Consider the following 17,689-nt stretch of genomic DNA (forward strand, 5'->3'; position numbering starts at 1 on the left):
GTGATTTTTTTAAAAGGAGTAAAAATCACAATGTTTAAATCAGAATTTCATAAACAGTTTCTTTCTTTATTTGGCTATGATTATGCAAAAGGCGCCGAAGAACTGGGCGTAAGTGAAAGGCAAGTAAGGCGCTATGTGAAATCAGGTAAAGCCAGTCTCCCAGTAGAAAAACTAACAGCTATTATTTATCGAGGTTATTTACCTGTTACTGGAGCATGGGCTGACTGTAAAATTTCTGTAGATGATCATACAATGAGTACACCTTGGGGCGAAGTTAAACCCTCTGATGTTCAGCTCGTTCATCGTTATAAATGGTCTGCTAGAAAATCAGAGTCTATGTACAAAACCCTTAAGGAAAATCATAAAACGCAGGATAATTATTTATCTGACTTACAAGACCAATTACTTAATATTATTGGTGAAATATCTGAAAGGACAGGAAGCTAAATGGAATTAAACTATTTAAAACTATACTTCTCACTTACTCTTGCTGGTTTAACAATTTGGGGGGTCGATGAAGCCGTTGATTTGTATAAAATAAAACTTGTTGCTGATGCTGCTAGTTCAGCTATGAAGCAATCTAGGTTAGAGGCTAAAAGTGCAGCAATTAAAGCTCAAACTCAAGCTTTGAAAGAAAAAAACCGCAATCAAATTATCAGTAGGCAAAACGCACAAAGAGAAGCTGTGATAAGGAATGCCCAGAGAACTAACAATGAAATTTGTTCATTCTGGAGAGGTGAATATAATTCTTCACGTACCGAAACTAACAAAGTCATGATGGATGGTGCATGTAAGAGAGCTTCAAATCCGCCAGATATGTCTACTAGAACTCTTAATCTTAAAGGTAACAACTAGGTCAAACTGTCACATCTGACAGCAAATATAAACTACTAATAAAAAAGGGCTTTTCGCCCTTTTCTTAAATATTACGTACCGTAATTTATGGGTTATTTTTGTTGCTAGTATCCTAATAAGTTCTCTGGGTCTTTTCTTGGTTTATCCTACTATTCATATAATGATTAAATGAATAGTAGGATAAACCTGACTCCAATACGTAATAATTATAAAATGTCACTCTAAGTTTAAAATGTTTCTACATTTATTAGAAATTATACATTTCAAATTATCAGATAAACTTACTAGCTCGTCTCGGAGTGCTCTTATATTTTTGACTTTCTTTTTGTCTAGCTCAAACTCTATTGTGTCAGGTATAAACTCTGATATTTTTATAGTTATATCATTAATTTCTTCAACCTTTTTAAATTCTTCCTTCGTTAGATAAATCATAGCCAATGTTTTTATTTTAGTATAATCATGTACTCCTTTTACTGTATCTATTCTTTCAAAAGCATTACTAGTATCAATTCCACCATCGTATAAATAAATAAGCGTGGTAGCTTCTATAATCTGTTCATCAACATACTCACTTAAAGAAGAAATAATTTCTTCTTGTTTATCTAATACTTTGTTTAGAGTTTCTTTATCATATTTAGTTTGGTTATTATTTTTATTTATTTTAAAGTTTATAATTCCTGTTATCAATACAGCTAATATCGCGATTACTCCTGTAATAGCTGAGCTGAATAGAGGTAGGAATTCTTTACTAATTAACGTTTCGATTTTAATTTACCTTTTAATTTATATATATTTTATGATTTGACATTTTATGAAACGCTTCAGCTAATTTCTCCGTTTCACTAAACACGGTGTTCCAATATTTAATCCGGGTGTCTGCATCGAGATCAGTAAAGTCGTTTCTGTCTGGGATTTTTCCGTAAGGTAAGTTGGCTATAAATTCTTTTGATGGGGTGATCATCACAACGTTGTCGTAATTTTGTGGTGCTACTTTACGTTTTAAGTTTTTATCAAACCACCCTGCTTTTGGATCTGAACTGAAATGCGGATATAAAATTAAGCCTGGGTTATTAATTTTTAAATCAAAGTGGTAATCAATAATGCCGCCATCGCGGTAAATTCCTGGTGGCGAACCGGCAATATTTTTTATGCCTTGCATTACTAGTGGTATAGAACCTGATGCCAATAAGGCATCTTTTAAATTTGTTTGTGTGAGTTCAATGCTTTGTGTTTTAAAATTGTAGCTGTCGGTAATACTTAAATTACTATTGGGCGCGCCAAAAATAAAACGCTCGTACTGAGCGCCTAATAATTTTCGATTAATTCTGTTAAGCATATAACTTTTTGATAAACCCAAAAGCTGTATTAATTTATGTTCGCTGGCAATAAACCCGTTAGATTTTGCGACAATAAAATGCGCTTTAAAAACAGGATTATTTATAATTTCAGTAACGCCATCATCACCAAATACATCATCTAATAATGCGCGGGCTTTTAGTGTAATTTCAGCGGGCGTTGGTTTATTACTAGAATATCGGGTTTGTGAATACGATTTTGCTAACCGCTTAATGGCTGCAACTGGATCGTTTTGTGCAAAACAGGCTGAACGAAAAGCCCCTGCAGATGAGCCAATTAAATTAAGCGGTTGGGTGCGATGTTTAAAAAACTCGCCAAATATATATTTGTCTAAACCAAATAAGGTAAACCATTTAGGGCCACCACTCGCCCCTAAAAACGAGGTAAAAAGCTCGGGTTTAAAACCTTGTTCGTTTATTATTTTTGCTGCAGTTTTACCCGCATAAATGTCGATCATCTAAAAATACTACCTGTAGAGTCGCAGTTTAATGTTGTTAAAGCCAAATTTAAAAATGAATACTTATGCAAAATAAAACTTTTAAACTTTAATCTGAATCCCAAATTCCGTCTTCACATTTGCCCTGCACTTTTACGTTTTTTACCTTAAACTCAGGCTCTATGCCTTTGTCTCTTTGTGCGTGGTAGTCGTTAGTAACAGACAAAATAGTCGGTGTGAGTAGTATAATAGCGATTACGTTTACCACTGTCATTAACCCTAGAGCAATATCAGCTAAATCCCATACTTGTTTTAAGGTGGCTGATGCGCCCCACAACATCATTGATAAATAAAGCAAAGTATAAATACTGCGCCCTACTTTGTTATCGAGCTTAAATAAGTGGAGGTTACTTTCGGCGTAGGCGTAGTTAGCAACTACCGAGGTAAAAGCAAATAAAGTAATGGCAGCGGCTACAAAATACACGCCGCCTTGCGCTAAGTGTGAGGTCATAGCGCTTTGTGTTAAGCGTATACCTTCCATTTCACCGCTTATATCTACATCGGCCAATAAAATAATAACCGCGGTACAACTGCACAATACGATGGTATCGAAAAACACCCCTAACATTTGTATGTAGCCTTGCGTAGCCGGATGGTTTGGCATTGGACTGGCACTTGCCGATGCATGCGGCACACTTCCCGCGCCAGCCTCATTAGAATATAAACCGCGTTGTATACCATTTTTAATGGCTGCACCCATGGCGCCTGCACCAGCTTCTTGCAAGCCAAACGCCGATAAAAATATATCTTTAAGCATGGCAGGTACTTGGGTGAAGTTAATCAGTGTAATTACTACAGCAACAAGCACAAACACGATGCCCATAACAGGCACTACTCGCTCGGCGAATCGGGCAATGGCTTTAAAGCCCCCCAAAATAATAGAGCCTGCTAAAAGTGTGATCACAACACCTGAGTAAAAAGTGGGTATTTCAAATGCGTAATTTAGTGCATCGGTAATGGTGTTGGTTTGCATGGCGCTAAAGGTAAAGCCGTAACCTAAAAACAAACAGGCGGCAAACACAATAGCAAATGCACGACTGCCTAAGCCTTGTTGAATATAATACGCAGGGCCACCTCTGAATTCGCCATTGCTGTCGCGAATTTTATATACCTGGCCTAAAATACTTTCTGCAAATCCGGTTGCCATACCCAGTATAGCAATGACCCACATCCAAAATATGGCGCCGCTACCACCGAGTGATATAGCCACAGCCACACCGGCTAAATTACCTGTGCCTACTCGAGCACACAGCCCAGTACAGAGCGCTTGAAATGATGAAATATCGTTTTTATTACACTTACTACTGCCTTTTAGCAGGCTAAACATGTGCTTAAATTTAACTAATTGAATTGCTTTTAAGCGTACTGAAAACCATATTCCGGTAAATAGGAGAATGTAAATAAGTACTTGCCCTTCGCCCCATAAAAGGCCATTGACACTTTTTACTACTGTTTCAAACATCACCCGTCCTTTATTTGTTATTTTTATATCCGCTTGCTTCTACATTTATATCTTTAGGTGTTTAAAACAATAAATGCACCGCACGTCACGTGAATTTTATTTCAGTTATTGTGAATATAAAATCACACTCATACCTTATCGTTTTTTATAAAAAAATCAATAATATATTTGTAGCTTCAAACAACGCAGCACTAAGCCTTGCGTTAAAATTATACGGCCTCTTATATTTCCAAGATAAGAATAGTACGCTTTGTTAAATTTTGTGCAGGGTAAGTCGACTCACAGTGAGTTTATGAACTGAGATTGGTGGTTGAGTTATGATGCTAGACTGGTTTTATTATTAATATGATGCGTTACAGTGTGTGGTAATTACGCTAGCTTGAGTTGTTTTAGTTTGATCAGTATTTTTTATTAACCCATTAAAATTACAGGCTAAGTTTAACGCCAAAGCAATATACAGTAGGTGCATATTGCTTTGCATGCGGCTTGTTAATTAGCGCTATAAACGCCCTAGAGGCTTGCTTACATTGCGTATTGCGGCTCACTGAAACGGTTTAACTCTGTATGATAGTTTTTTAAATAATCACGACCCGCTTTCAAGCCTAATTTATGATCAAATCGGAGGTCATCATTAGAGCTGCCTAACAATTTGCTATGTAGCTTTTCGTTAGCAAAAATTTGAATAATTTCAGCATCATCTGGGGGATTAGCAATAAATTCAAGCTCGTCTAAGTACGCTTGTTCATGTTGTAACAAATAGTCGAGAGTTTTTGGGCAATATCCCGAAGCACTCGCAAGTGTTCTCAATTTTTGTACCCACGCTGATTCTGCTTGAAAATCGGTGTCTACCGTTCTTATTACTACAATTTTACGGGCGCCACGATTATACGCTTCGCGTACCGGTAAAGGCGCAGCTAATCCACCATCTAAGAAAAAATCAGGGTGAGATTGAGCATCAACTACAGGGCTTTCATTTGCAGAATCAGTACCTAACCAAGGAGTAAGTTGAACACCTTGTTTATACAAAAAAGGTAAAGCACTTGAGGCTTTTAATAGTTCTCGCCAGTGTTTACCATCGCCAGTAGGAGATAAATAATACGGTTTACGATCTCGTGCGTTGGTTGCAGTGATCAGCAGCTCTCTATCACCAAGGCTATTTTTTGCCGTTTTAAAATCTAATGCTCTATTAACCTCAGTGGTTTTTTCGAAATACCAATCTAAGTCAACAATGTGTTTACCCATTAGGCCACGACCTAATTGAAAAAAACGTTTATGACGCGAAAGCCCTCTGATCAAGCGTTTGGCGTAGCCTTTTTGACGCGCTAAATAACTGGTTAAATTTTGCGAGCCCGCAGACGTGCCTATAAATAAGTCAAACGGGTCGTAGTTTTGCTCTAACCACGAGTCAAGTACACCGGCTGTAAATATCCCTCGCTGGCCTCCACCTTCAGCAATCAATGCAGTTTTAGGGTGCATAGGCTTATTGAATGTGTGTGGAGCAACATTTATTTGAGATTTCACGGTGTACCTCTTAGTTGTTAACTTAACAGATTATGGCTTTATTTTAACGTGCTTGATTAAATCCTTAAAACAGATTAATTGAATCAGTTCGATTGAAAATATAAATCACTTATTTTTACTCAATCTTTACTCGATTCTCTATTTGGTTATTAGTGTAACTATGGTTGCGTGTACGCTTGCTTAATAAACAGCTTAATTCTTTATTTCCATTAATATTTTTAACGCACGATGACGTTTTTCATCGTCATATAAATCGTTGGTGAATATAAGCTCATCGACCCCTAACTGATTCACGATCATTTCTAATTTGTGTTTAATACTCGCTGGTCCACCAGTAACACTTAATCCTAAAAAGCTCTCAACATGAGTACGCTCTTGTTCGCTCCACAAGCCTTCCATTGTTTCAACTGGGGGCTTTAACCACAACTCATCGCCTCTGATTAACGACAGTACCCGCTGTTTTGAAGTGGTTGATAAGTATTGTGCTTCTTCATCTGTATCGGCAGCCACTAAAGGTAATGCCAACATCACATAAGGCTTAGCTAATACACTTGATGGTTTAAATTCTCGTTTATACAAGGCTATTGCATCATGTACAAAACGCGGTGCAAAATGCCCCGCAAATACATAGGGTAATCCTTTTTTCGCCGCTAACTGGGCACTAAATAAACTTGAGCCTAACAGCCAAATCGGCACATTGGTGTTCTCACCAGGTATTGCTCGTACACGCTTAGTTCCCTCATATGGACCTAATAATGTTTGTAACTCGCTCACTTCATTAGGAAAGTTTTCAGCGCGGCTAATGTCGTTATTTAATGCGCGACTTGTCACCGGATCGCTACCCGGGGCACGCCCTAGCCCTAAATCAATTCGACCAGGATATAAACTTTCTAAGGTACCAAATTGCTCAGCCACAACTAAAGGCGCATGATTAGGTAACATAATTCCACCCGACCCTACGCGTATTTTTTTAGTGTTGCCGGCTATGTGTCCCACTAAAATTGAAGTAGCGGCACAAACAATCCCTGGCATATTGTGGTGCTCGGCTAACCAAAAACGGTTAAAACCGAGTTCATCAGCTTTTTGTGCATAGGCTGTACTTTTATTTAAGGTATCACTAACAGTGGCACCTTTAGGCATAGGCGCCAGTTCTAGTAATGAAAAAGGGATAGTTGATAACAAAGTAGCATCTCCAAATTAAATAGGGACTTATGACGTGCGAGCCATAAACAATGAGTTTAAAATAAGAGATGGGTGTGTATTACACCAATTCAAGCCAGCTTATCTTGAAACGCTAAGGTGTTGCGATTGAGTGATAACAAAGTTAACTATTTTTAGCTGCAGCTTGTTGGCGGTTTAGTTTATAGGCTTCTGAATCAAGGCCTTTTTTCCAATAACCCGATGAAACAATTTGACTGCGCGGTATAGCTAATTCACCAGTTAATACGGTTTTTGCTTTGCGTACTAATCCGGCCTCTAGTGCCATAAATACAATAGGTTGTTGCTCACTAAGCGGCACCGATTTTAATGCGTTTATCACATCTGTATCTGGTTTATGTGTTATTAACCAAGTTACATCTCGCGGCGACTCTAAGCTGATCACATCATCGTTTGTTGGTGCATGAATAATCGCGTCAATTTTTACGTTTTTAGGCAGTTGCTGCACGTAGCCTTTAATTGCATTAACCGAAGTTAAATCGCCAAGTAGTATATAATGTGAGTGTTCATAATTATCAAGCTTTTTAGGACCTGGTCCTGCTATACCTACCTCATCGCCTACTTTTGCTTTTTTAGCCCAATTAGTTGCCGGACCTTGGTGCATATTAATTACAAAATCGAGGGTAAGTGCGCCGGTGTGCTCATCAACATGCCTTATAGTGTATGAACGCATACATGAAGTTTTAATATTATAATCAACGCGGCCATTTTGCGGAATAAGCACCTTTACGTAGTTACCAATATATTGAGCGTTCAAGTCGTTAAACTCATCGGAGCCAACAATAATGCGCTGTAAATGTGGGGTTATTTGCTCTGTGCTTAATACTGTTGCTTTGCGTACTTTTTTACCCATATAAATTTACCTCATTAAAAAAGATGAATTGCACAACGCCCCATTGGTTGATAAAATCAACTATATCAATTTAATTGACTTTGTCAACCATCATGGATTCCCTATGCATATCTCATTAGCCAATACACTATTTGCTTTAATGCAAAATTATCGCGTTACCATACGCGAAGCGATTAATGCGGGCGAGCTTGGCTTAAACGCAATGCACGTACGTTGCCTGCATATTATTGCAACAACAACTCAGTGCACTGCTAACGATATTGTTAATCAGACCCAGCGCGACAAGGCCCAAATAGCACGCTTAGTGAAAGAGCTAATCGCATTAAAGTTAATTAAAAAAGATGCCAGTGAGCACGACAAGCGCTGTTTTATCTTGTCATTTACCTCTGAAGGTCGCTCGCTTTATGACAAGCTATTAGCCGCCGAGCAGCAAGTAAATGCGCAAATGTGTAAAAACTTAAACCCACAGCAAATCAATGACTTTTTACATACTGCCCAACAAATGATCAAAAACATGGATTGATCTGCCATTCATTACTTGGCATAACTGATACAAAACGCATATACTGTACACTTATACAGTATATGCGTTTTAGGTTGTGTTATGTTTGTTATTCCCATTTATATAGAGGCCGGTGTTTGCGGGTTTGAATCGCCTGCAGCGCAGTATAGTGAGTTAGGGATATCACTTGACGAGCTATTAATAAAACACCCAGATGCTACGTTTATTGGCGTTGCCTCAGGGTGCTCTATGCAAGAAATTGGTATTTTTGAGGGCGACTTACTGTTAGTTGACCGTGCAGAGATACCTAAAGATGGCGATGTTATCGTGGCGAACTTAAATGGTTTATTTGTATGTAAGTTGCTAGATAAAACCAATGCGCGACTGCTCTCGGCTTCTGCTGCTTATAAACCCGTGCAATTAACCGAATCTGATGAATTTCAGCTTGAAGGCGTGGTAACTCGCTCAATTAGGTTACATCGGCAAAGCCCTGAGATACTTTCATGTATGCCTTAGTTGATGCGGTTGCTTTTTATGCCAGTGCTGAAAAGGTATTTGACCCCGCAATTCGTTCAAAACCAGTAGTGGTGCTTACCAATAACGATGGCTGCGTATGTGCGGTATGCCCTATTGCCCGTAAGCTTAATATTCCTAAATTTGGCCCCTACTTTAAAGTTAAGCAATTATTAGCAAAACATCAGGTGGTGGTGCGCTCATCTAACTACGAACTATACGCTAATTTAAGCGATAGAATGATGAACGTTATTGCTCGCTTTTGTGATACCCAGCATATTTACAGTATTGACGAATCATTTTTGCACTTTAAAGGCTATCAGCCATTAATTACCGATTGGCACCAATACGGACAACTAATTAGACGTACAGTATGGCGCGAAACCAAACTCCCTGTTGGGGTTGGCTTTGGGCCAACACCAACCTTAGCCAAAGCCGCGAATCATGCTGCTAAAAAACTAGCTGGCTTTAATGGGGTTGCCGTGATTGATGATGAAGCAAGTCGACAAGCTATTTTACAGCAAATGCACTGCCAGGATGTATGGGGAGTGGGCAAACGTTTAGCTAAAAAACTGGCGCTAATGAATATTAATACCGCATGGCAACTAGCTCAGCAAAGTCCAAAAACAATTCGTCGCCAATTTAGCGTGGTGCTTGAGCGCACAATTAACGAACTCAATGGCATTACCTGTTTAAACTGGGATGATGTTCGCCAAGACAAGCAAGCTATTTTTTCAACGCGTAGTTTTGGCCAGCGCCTTAACGATCCTGATGCAGTGAGAACCGCATTAATAAACCATGCCAGTGTGGTTGCACAAAAATTAAGAGCGCAACAGTCGCTCACTCATCGTATTTATATTTTTGCCGCCAGCTCGTCACATGAGCAAGCCTTTTATAAAAAGTCAGCTATGCATCAATTTGATCCGCCCACTAACGATACCCGTGTTATAGCAAGTGCAGTATCAAAGAGTTTTGAGCAGATATATCAGCCGGGTATTCGTTTTTATAAATGCGGAGTGGGTGCATTAGAGCTTAGCCCACAGCAGTTTCAACAACATACTTTATTTGAGAAACAAACCGATAACCCGCAGTTAATGGGCTGCTTAGATGCGATAAATCATCGCTTTGGGAAAGGAATGCTTAGCGTAGCAAGCAGCCAACTAAATGAACGCTGGCATATGAATAGAGCTTTTTTATCGCCGCAATACACAACACGTTGGCGCGATATTCCTAAAATACAGTGTTAGTCAGCAACTTTAATAAATTCGCATTCTACACTTGGGTTATCTAAGGTGTATTTAAGGGTGTTATCGGTTAAAAAAGTAATAGTTTGTTTAATGGTTCTTTCGTGAATTGGATTATCACATCGGCTCATACGTAAACCATTTTCGAGGCCATTAGTTTTGTATTTAAGTGAGCTGGTAATAAAACAATAATTAGGCTTTTGAATAGTACGAGTGCCATTATGTAATGAGTTAAACAAAATCTCTTTACCTAAGCTAAAACCTTGCTCAGGATCTTCAGGGTTATTAAATTGCAATCGACTATTAGTGCACAAACCCGAGTTACTTGAGGTAACTTCGTAATTACCTAGCTTAGTTTTTAATAGTGGAATAAAGCGAGTTTTATTACTTGGGCCTGCCACTGCATAACAGCTAAAAAGGCTTATGGTAAGTAAAACCAGTGTGAAACATTTCATTATAAGCTCTATCCTCGTGTATCAACCATGATCAAGCAATGTGACTATGCCTTAGCTATTTCTAACTATAACAGAGATTTACTATAAAAGATGCGAAGTCGTATTACTATGAGCAGCTGCGCAAAAACTAAATTAAAATACGTAGCTAACAACAAATAAGATTAAACTAGACGTAAGCTTTATTACATAAAGGGGGAAGAAAATGCATTACTTGTGATTAACCTGAACTCTGGTTAAGAGATTTACTAACGCATTGAATCAAAAAATATTTTTACTTACTTTTCTCTAGCTAGAAATTTTTAGTGAAAACAAGGCGAAATTACGCGTCAATAGCTAGCCTATTGCAAGTAAATTCAACGCAGTTAGCGCTGAAAATACCTGCTTGAGATGGATTTATTATCCGCAGTTCAGGTTAATTAAGTAATGCATTAATAACAAGCTGAGTTATTGCCAATACTTAGCAAATAATTGCGGGTAATTTTGTTTTAAAAACTTAGGTTTGTCTTTAAAGCGCTTACCTTTAGGTTGGTCAAGCCCTGATGGGATAAAGGGTAACTCATCGTCGTTACGTTCTTCATATAACAAACCTGCAATTAGGTCATACTCATCTAAATACGGATAAGGTTGCTCGTTTAAAAAATAAAGCGGCGTGCACTGAGCGAGGCTATCTGGGTTTTCTAGTGCAGCTTTAAATACGGCTTCACCACGAGAAATTAACCAACAACGAAATTCTGAAAAGCCATATTCGTCATTACAGCCCGCCATAACAAACGCGGCACCAAATAAATCCCAGGTATAACTTTGACGCATACAAATACTAAACTGCTTATCAAATTCAATTAATTGCTCATCTGATAAGTCACTCAGTGCCGACTTAAGCGATTGGCACACTGAGTCAGGCTCTGCGGTTTTATCTTCCACTGTAACCAGTCGCCAAAAATCAGTTAAGGTTAACTCACTCATGCAATGATCTCTTTTACCCGACCCACTTGGCCGTCTTCTAATTGTACTTTTATTCCGTGCGGGTGATTAGCTGACTTGGTCAATAAACGCGACACAATACCATTGGTTAAAGTACCACTGCGTTGATCTTGTTTAAGCACAATATTAACTTCTGTGCCTGGCGTTATTTGTGAACGTGTTGGAACGGCCATATTTAATCCCTATTACAATTTTTTGCGATTATAGCCTGCTTAATAGAATCTCTCCATATTAAAGCTTTTACTAAGATCATAAATGCCAAATACAGCTTAAAATGAGGGATAATTAAACAAAAACACAGTACCTATTTTTACTGCTTAAAAAATGAAATTGCATTGTTTTTTATATGAATATTTAAACTAGCTAATGTATTACAAATAAGCTGCACAATGTAATCTAGCTGGTTATTTTGTTTAGCCTGCTCTAGTGCAATATCATCAATAAAATAACAACTTACAGTAAACTTAGAAGGAAAATTGTTTAAGTCTGCCGAGTGAGTAAGAAAGCTAAAGCCCTCAACGTTATCTTTTATTTGCTCGCAAGCAATTGTTAATTGTTGACGAATACGTTTATCTAGCTGCTTTTGGGTTTTGGTCATGGTTTATTACTGCTCGGCGATTTGTTGTTTTTTAAATTCTTTGTAGCTGTCTTGTTGTTGTTTAACACATTCATGGTATTCCTTGTCGGCCATATGGCTGCACTCACCTAATCGGGCTGATTGAATTTCATGATAGCGGCTATCGCTGCTACACCCTGCTAACACTACGATTACAGATAACGAAAGTAGATACTTTAAGTTATTATTTAACATTCAAAATTCCTTATATTTTCACCGGAAAACTACTAATTTTCGTTACTTTTGCTGTATATTGCACTGGTTTTATATTTATAACCGTTAAGGGCACGTTATGATGTTGTCGCAGTTACAAGAGCTGTTCCAGCGTATAGATAAAAGTAAATTATTTCAATCATTTGTTATTGCAGTTATTGTGGTTTCTGCACTGACCGTAGGTGCACATACCTATTCATTACACCCTACTGCTGAGCTATTTCTACATTGGATGGATATAGGCATCACAGTGTTTTTCTTGATCGAATTGGTTATTCGTTATATTGCCAGTAAAGGGATCAAAGATTTTTTCTCCAAAGGCTGGAACATATTTGACTTCATTATAGTGATAGGTAGTTTATACCCTGCGGCAGGCTCGACTATTTTTATTGCTCGACTACTACGCATTTTCCGCGTACTACGTTTAGTGTCTATGATCCCAGAGCTGCGCTTATTAGTGAACTCACTTATAAAAGCCATCCCGCAAATGGGCTATATCGCGCTGCTAATGTTTGTGATTTTTTATATTTATGCTGCCACAGGTAGCATGTTGTTTGCTGAAATAAACCCAGTACTGTGGGGCGATGTCTCTATTTCTATGCTTACCTTGTTTAGAATCGCCACCTTCGAAGATTGGACCGACGTGATGTACGAAACCATGGCGGTATACAAATTAAGTTGGATTTTTTACTTAACCTTTATCTTTTTAACCGCATTTGTATTCTTAAATATGATGGTGGGGGCTATTTTAGAAGTAATGAGTGAGGAGCATCGCAATGCCCGAGAAGAGCAAGCCGATACAGACTCACTGCCCGCAACCCAAGGCCAAGTAAACGAATTGAAAGCACAACTGGCAGAGTTAAAACAATTACTCAAAAATAAGTAGCAGATTGAATAGGGCAAGTATGCACTTGCCCTATTGTTTATACTTTAAACTTACCTACTAAATCAGTTAATATCGATGAAAGACGACTCATTTCATTGCCATTCTCACTGGTGCTAACAGCAATATCACTCACCTCATCAGCCGAGTTTTTAATTTCTGTCACATTTCGATTGATGTCTTCAGCGACGTGTTGCTGCTCTTCAGCAGCGGTGGCTATTTGCGTATTTAAATCACTAATATTAACAATAGATGCCGTGATCTCACTAAACTGTTGTTGCGCAGAATGCGCAAGTTCTACAGTTTTATTGGTGGTTTCTATGCTGCGTTCCATGTCTTTAGAGACTTTAGAAGACATCGTGCGTAACTTATCAAGCTGCGATGCAACTTCTTCGGTCGACTCTGCAGTACGTTGCGATAACGCACGCACTTCATCAGCAACCACTGCAAAACCACGCCCATGCTCACCAGCTCGCGCAGCTTCAATTGCAGCATTCAATGCTAATAAATTGGTTTGCTCTGAAATGCCACGAATAACGCTCAAAATCGACATAATATTTTCACTTTCAGTATCGAGTTGAGTAATGTCTGCTGAGGCATTATTTATTACATCACAGAGCTGCACCACACTTTCTACGGTTTGTGTAATAACCGATTGCCCTAAATCTGATGCTTGTTGTGTTTGAACCGCTAAATCGGCCGCATTCGCACAACTACTCGACACTTCATTAGCAGTGGCAGCCATTTCATTAATAGCCGTTGCCGCCATTTCTAAAGCTTGTTGTTGTTGGCTAGTAGAGCTTGTTAGTTGAGCTGCTTGTGATGATGTTTGCGATGAGGTTTTACTAACATTTTGTGCGCATTCATTAATTTGTTTCACCAGCTCACTGATCAAATTTAAAAATAAGTTAAAGCTGGTGGCTAGTTTAGCGGTTTCATCTTTGGTTTTTATTGTTAAGCGCTGGGTTAAATCACCGCCGCCTTGCGATATTTCAGTTAAACCATCGCTCACCTCAACAATTGGAGCTGAAATAAGTTTAGAAATATAACTCGCTATCGCAACAAATACGGCAATTAATATCGCGCTAATAATTAAAATGGTGTACGCCATCGCATTGGCCGCACTCATTACCTCAGACTTTTCTACCACCCCAATAAACTTCCAACCTAAAATGGGAGACGTATAAATATTGGCCATATACTGTTTTCCATCAATATCTACATCAAACAGGCCTTTGCTATTTTTAGCTAAATCGGCGTATTTAGCCCCCTCAATATCTGCTAGGTTTTTGAATCGGTAATCTGGGTGTTTCACATCCACCAGCACACTGCCGCTGTCTTCAATCAACATTAAGTAACCTGTTTCGCCTAATTTAATATCGGCAATAATATCGGTAAGCCCGCCCAATGAAACATCCATCCCTTGAGCACCAATTAATTCACCGTTATCAATAATAGCTTTAACCGTGGACACAATCACTAAATCATCAGCAGCCCAGTAATACGCATTAGTACGGGTTGTTTTACCGTTCGCTTGTTTAGCTGTTTTGTACCATGGGCGCTGACGAGGATCATAATTGGCGTTTACGTTTCCCATTGGCCATTGAATATAACCACCTTGTTCATTCCCCATGTAAATATAAGCAAGCCCAGGGTGAGTCTCACCAAAATGATTAAATAAACTGTAAGCAGCTTGCTCCGTCGGACTTTGGTTAGGGTGATCAAGCATTACCTTCGTGCCAACATTCATATGCGTTTTTATGTTTTCACGGGCATTTTTAATCGTTTGGTGGGAGGCTAAGTAGTCCACGTTTTTAGCAATTTCAGCAAAAAACATAGTAATTGCATTATCAACTTGGCGGGCTTCACGTTCACTTAACTGAGAAAAATTATCAAGTGCTTGCTCTCTGGTTTGGGAAATAACTAAAGCAGCTATAATTAATAACGGCAAGGCAATTGCAGATGCAAAGGAGAGCTTTAATTTTTTTGATATATTCATGAAGTTAACCTCTAAAAACACTCTTAAGAATATAGTGTGGCTAAAGGGGTTGAGCAAGAAATAATATGAGAATGTTTCGAAGAGGCAATAAAAAGGTTAGCAATTAGCTAACCCTTTAACTTGATGAACTAGAAAATTACTCACCGTCTACAATAATTCGTAACATCCGGCGAAGTGGCTCCGCTGCACCCCATAAAAGCTGATCGCCCACGGTAAAGGCGCTAATGTATTTTGGCCCCATAGCGAGTTTACGAATACGGCCAACAGGAATACTCAGCGTACCGGTTACTTTAACTGGAGTTAAGTCGGTACTGGTAATGTCGCGCTGATTAGGAATAACTTTAACCCACTCATTGTGCGAGGCTAAAATTTCTTCTATTTTTTCTACACTAATATCTTCACGTAGTTTAATGGTCATCGCTTGGCTATGACAGCGCATTGCACCAATACGTACACATAAACCATCTATAGGCACAGGCTGTTTAGATGAGCCTAAAATTTTGTTGGCTTCTACTTGCGCTTTCCATTCTTCTTTTGATTGACCGCTTGGCATAGGCACATCAATCCATGGGATTAAGCTACCCGCCAGTGGCACACCAAATTGCTCTTGTGGCAAATCACTCGATGCCATTTTTTCGCTGACTATTTTATCAATTTCTAAAATAGCTGAACTAGGATTATCTAATTGCTGTGCGACACTTGCATGAATAGCCCCCATTTGGGCAATAAGCTCTTTCATATTTCGCGCACCGGCGCCCGACGCAGCTTGGTAAGTCATTGGGCTTACCCATTCAATTAGGTCGTGCTCAAATAAACCGCCCAGTGCTAGTAGCATAAGTGAAACAGTGCAGTTACCACCTACAAAGGTTTTAACGCCTTGCTCAAGCCCTTGTTCAATGACATCTTTGTTAACAGGGTCAAGTACGATAATACTGTCGTCGCTCATACGCAGCGCAGAGGCTGCATCTATCCAATAGCCATCCCAACCCGATTCACGTAATTTGGGGTACACCGCATTGGTATAATCGCCACCCTGACAGGTAACAATAATGTCCATTTTTGCAAGTTCAGAAATATCACTAGCATCTAAAAGCGGTTTAGCTGGACCTGCTAACTCAGGGCCAAGCTGACCTGCTTGTGAGGTGGTGAAAAAGGTGGTGTCGATATGTGCAAAATCATGTTGTTGTTTCATTCGCTCTAGTAATACTGAGCCTACCATGCCGCGCCATCCGACTAATCCTACTTTTTTCATTGTTTGTTCCACTGTTTGATTCATAAAAGGAGCCTATACATTAAAAATTAAAAATTCATTGCGTGAGATTTAATTTTTACAGCCCTAAGCTAACACCACCAGCACACTAAAACTAGTGAATAAAGTAGAACTCAAATTTTTTTCATAATGTAAAAAATGCAAAAGCATACAACGATTATTTTAAACTTTAATAAAAGCTTAACCTTGTTGAAACCTGTATTTACCAAGCTTAGAAGGCACATTGGAAAAGAGGTTTTGTGTAATTCTACATTCAACTAAAGGAAAAGATAATGAAGACACTTACTTTCGTTCTACTCGCTTTAAGCTCAGCATCACTTAATGTATTTGCAGATACAACGCTTTCAGCAAACACAATGGCATTAAAAGAAAATGAAAAAGTATATTTTGAACGCGCAGAAATAAATGTGGAAGAGCGACAAGGCGTACTAGTCAATACTGCAACAACCTATTACAGCCCAAAGGTATGGATAAATGGGCGTTTAGAGCAGTTTTTTGTAGGCTCTACAAATGGAAATCAATTTTGTGAAGAACGTGGTCATAACCAAGAAATTTCTGGAAGTACAATTACTTGTGGGGAAGATGAAAGCGCTTATGGTAACTTTGATTGGTATAACCAATTATGGACAATGAAAAGCACCGGTAGTAAAAACCAATGCTATCAACTTTATGCAACTATAAAGTGTCAGTAGTATATTAAATTGTAGCCCTATACTAATTATGGGGCTACAAACAATTTAGTACATTAGATGCGATGAACTGATCCTATATAGTCAGTGATGCTATCACTACAACTGCGCGCATCATCACCATTAAACTCCTCGAGTATATAAATTTTTACAGGCGTTTCTAAACTTTTTGCCTCAGCAAGCTTTTCTAAGATCTGGCCAAATTGAGTGTCTTGGTAAGCTAAAGTTAACTTGTCATTAGCCATGTGAGTAATACTATTAGTTGTTTTTACGATTACCTGAGAATGATTTAGCTGGATATCATCGACAATAACAGAACATGATCTTGCAGCTAGAGCATCATTCGCAAAACCAAAAGAACCAACTATAACAACTGAGCTAATAACCTTTCTTATTAAATTCATAGATATTATTCCTTTTAAAATAAAATTATAAAAACTTAATTACAGCCTGTTAAATATAAACAACAATTATGATTTATTTGTTAAAGAGCCATTAAAGTTAAATGATTTAGGGAGAGTATGTATATGAAGTGAATGATGTTTAAGTTAAAAGAAATATAA

At 38.5% G+C, this 17,689-nt stretch carries 21 protein-coding genes; 7 read left to right on the top strand and 14 right to left on the bottom strand.

Features of this window, described 5'->3' with window-relative positions; genetic code table 11:
• On the top strand, window positions 1-447 hold a 447-nt coding region (locus QL989_RS17285; RefSeq protein WP_290171386.1), incomplete at its 5' end, for a hypothetical protein.
• Window positions 448-855: a hypothetical protein gene (locus QL989_RS17290; protein WP_290171387.1), complete on the top strand. Its 408-nt coding sequence runs from the start codon at window positions 448-450 to the stop codon at window positions 853-855.
• Between the two features lie 216 nt (window positions 856-1,071).
• Here the strand turns inward: QL989_RS17290 and QL989_RS17295 are convergent, their stop codons facing one another.
• From QL989_RS17295 to QL989_RS17320, 6 genes are all read right to left on the bottom strand, one after another.
• Window positions 1,072-1,542 (bottom strand): hypothetical protein, encoded by a 471-nt coding sequence (locus QL989_RS17295; protein ID WP_290171388.1) that lies wholly within the window; start codon window positions 1,540-1,542, stop codon window positions 1,072-1,074.
• 91 nt (window positions 1,543-1,633) lie between these two features.
• On the bottom strand, window positions 1,634-2,668 hold the full coding sequence (locus QL989_RS17300) for a patatin-like phospholipase family protein (RefSeq protein WP_290171389.1): 1,035 nt from the start codon (window positions 2,666-2,668) through the stop codon (window positions 1,634-1,636).
• Window positions 2,669-2,756: 88 nt separating this feature from the next.
• Window positions 2,757-4,169 (bottom strand): alanine/glycine:cation symporter family protein, encoded by a 1,413-nt coding sequence (locus tag QL989_RS17305; RefSeq protein WP_290171390.1) that lies wholly within the window; start codon window positions 4,167-4,169, stop codon window positions 2,757-2,759.
• A 522-nt stretch (window positions 4,170-4,691) separates the two neighbouring features.
• The gene (locus tag QL989_RS17310) at window positions 4,692-5,645 is read right to left on the bottom strand and encodes a patatin family protein (RefSeq protein ID WP_290171406.1); all 954 of its coding nucleotides are present in this window, start codon (window positions 5,643-5,645) and stop codon (window positions 4,692-4,694) included.
• 237 nt (window positions 5,646-5,882) lie between these two features.
• Window positions 5,883-6,872, bottom strand: coding sequence for an LLM class flavin-dependent oxidoreductase (locus tag QL989_RS17315; RefSeq protein WP_290171391.1), 990 nt, complete (start codon window positions 6,870-6,872; stop codon window positions 5,883-5,885).
• A 142-nt stretch (window positions 6,873-7,014) separates the two neighbouring features.
• Entirely contained in the window at window positions 7,015-7,761 is a 747-nt protein-coding gene (locus tag QL989_RS17320) for a siderophore-interacting protein (RefSeq protein WP_290171392.1), read from the bottom strand.
• A gap of 103 nt (window positions 7,762-7,864) precedes the next feature.
• Here QL989_RS17320 and QL989_RS17325 point away from each other — a divergent pair, with 103 nt between their 5' ends.
• From QL989_RS17325 to QL989_RS17335, 3 genes are all read left to right on the top strand, one after another.
• Window positions 7,865-8,284 carry a MarR family transcriptional regulator gene (locus QL989_RS17325; protein WP_290171393.1) on the top strand — a complete coding sequence of 140 codons (420 nt, stop codon included), beginning with the start codon at window positions 7,865-7,867 and terminating at the stop codon, window positions 8,282-8,284.
• Between the two features lie 81 nt (window positions 8,285-8,365).
• Entirely contained in the window at window positions 8,366-8,779 is a 414-nt protein-coding gene (umuD, locus tag QL989_RS17330) for a translesion error-prone DNA polymerase V autoproteolytic subunit (RefSeq protein WP_010388819.1), read from the top strand.
• Window positions 8,767-10,023, top strand: a complete 1,257-nt coding sequence (locus QL989_RS17335; protein WP_290171395.1) for a Y-family DNA polymerase — start codon at window positions 8,767-8,769, stop codon at window positions 10,021-10,023. The genes umuD and QL989_RS17335 overlap by 13 nt, the downstream gene beginning before the upstream one ends.
• Here the strand turns inward: QL989_RS17335 and QL989_RS17340 are convergent.
• The 5 genes from QL989_RS17340 to QL989_RS17360 all read right to left on the bottom strand — a co-directional run bounded on the left by QL989_RS17340 (window position 10,020) and on the right by QL989_RS17360 (window position 12,267).
• Entirely contained in the window at window positions 10,020-10,475 is a 456-nt protein-coding gene (locus QL989_RS17340; RefSeq protein ID WP_010388821.1) for a hypothetical protein, read from the bottom strand. The genes QL989_RS17335 and QL989_RS17340 overlap by 4 nt on opposite strands.
• 444 nt (window positions 10,476-10,919) lie before the next feature.
• Window positions 10,920-11,438, bottom strand: a complete 519-nt coding sequence (locus tag QL989_RS17345; RefSeq protein ID WP_055012069.1) for a DUF4240 domain-containing protein — start codon at window positions 11,436-11,438, stop codon at window positions 10,920-10,922.
• Complete coding sequence (locus tag QL989_RS17350) at window positions 11,435-11,629, bottom strand: YwbE family protein (protein ID WP_138606461.1); 195 nt, start codon at window positions 11,627-11,629, stop codon at window positions 11,435-11,437. The genes QL989_RS17345 and QL989_RS17350 overlap by 4 nt, the downstream gene beginning before the upstream one ends.
• Before the next feature lie 137 nt (window positions 11,630-11,766).
• The gene (locus QL989_RS17355; RefSeq protein ID WP_290171397.1) at window positions 11,767-12,054 is read right to left on the bottom strand and encodes a hypothetical protein; all 288 of its coding nucleotides are present in this window, start codon (window positions 12,052-12,054) and stop codon (window positions 11,767-11,769) included.
• Window positions 12,055-12,060: 6 nt separating this feature from the next.
• On the bottom strand, window positions 12,061-12,267 hold the full coding sequence (locus QL989_RS17360; protein ID WP_010388825.1) for a hypothetical protein: 207 nt from the start codon (window positions 12,265-12,267) through the stop codon (window positions 12,061-12,063).
• Window positions 12,268-12,367: 100 nt separating this feature from the next.
• Here QL989_RS17360 and QL989_RS17365 point away from each other — a divergent pair, with 100 nt between their 5' ends.
• Window positions 12,368-13,171 carry an ion transporter gene (locus QL989_RS17365; RefSeq protein WP_010388826.1) on the top strand — a complete coding sequence of 268 codons (804 nt, stop codon included), beginning with the start codon at window positions 12,368-12,370 and terminating at the stop codon, window positions 13,169-13,171.
• A gap of 37 nt (window positions 13,172-13,208) precedes the next feature.
• Here the strand turns inward: QL989_RS17365 and QL989_RS17370 are convergent, their stop codons facing one another.
• Together QL989_RS17370 and asd are read right to left on the bottom strand one after the other, a co-directional pair.
• Window positions 13,209-15,167, bottom strand: a complete 1,959-nt coding sequence (locus QL989_RS17370) for a methyl-accepting chemotaxis protein (RefSeq protein ID WP_054201573.1) — start codon at window positions 15,165-15,167, stop codon at window positions 13,209-13,211.
• A 136-nt stretch (window positions 15,168-15,303) separates the two neighbouring features.
• Complete coding sequence (gene asd / locus QL989_RS17375) at window positions 15,304-16,443, bottom strand: aspartate-semialdehyde dehydrogenase (RefSeq protein ID WP_290171399.1); 1,140 nt, start codon at window positions 16,441-16,443, stop codon at window positions 15,304-15,306.
• 266 nt (window positions 16,444-16,709) lie between these two features.
• Here asd and QL989_RS17380 point away from each other — a divergent pair, with 266 nt between their 5' ends.
• Window positions 16,710-17,129, top strand: a complete 420-nt coding sequence (locus QL989_RS17380) for a hypothetical protein (RefSeq protein WP_290171401.1) — start codon at window positions 16,710-16,712, stop codon at window positions 17,127-17,129.
• A 53-nt stretch (window positions 17,130-17,182) separates the two neighbouring features.
• Here QL989_RS17380 and QL989_RS17385 read toward each other — a convergent pair whose 3' ends face one another.
• The gene (locus QL989_RS17385) at window positions 17,183-17,530 is read right to left on the bottom strand and encodes a hypothetical protein (RefSeq protein ID WP_054201576.1); all 348 of its coding nucleotides are present in this window, start codon (window positions 17,528-17,530) and stop codon (window positions 17,183-17,185) included.
• Window positions 17,531-17,689 lie beyond the last annotated feature (159 nt).

Origin of the sequence: Pseudoalteromonas sp. APC 3224, assembly GCF_030407535.1 — a bacterium.
GTDB lineage: Bacteria > Pseudomonadota > Gammaproteobacteria > Enterobacterales > Alteromonadaceae > Pseudoalteromonas.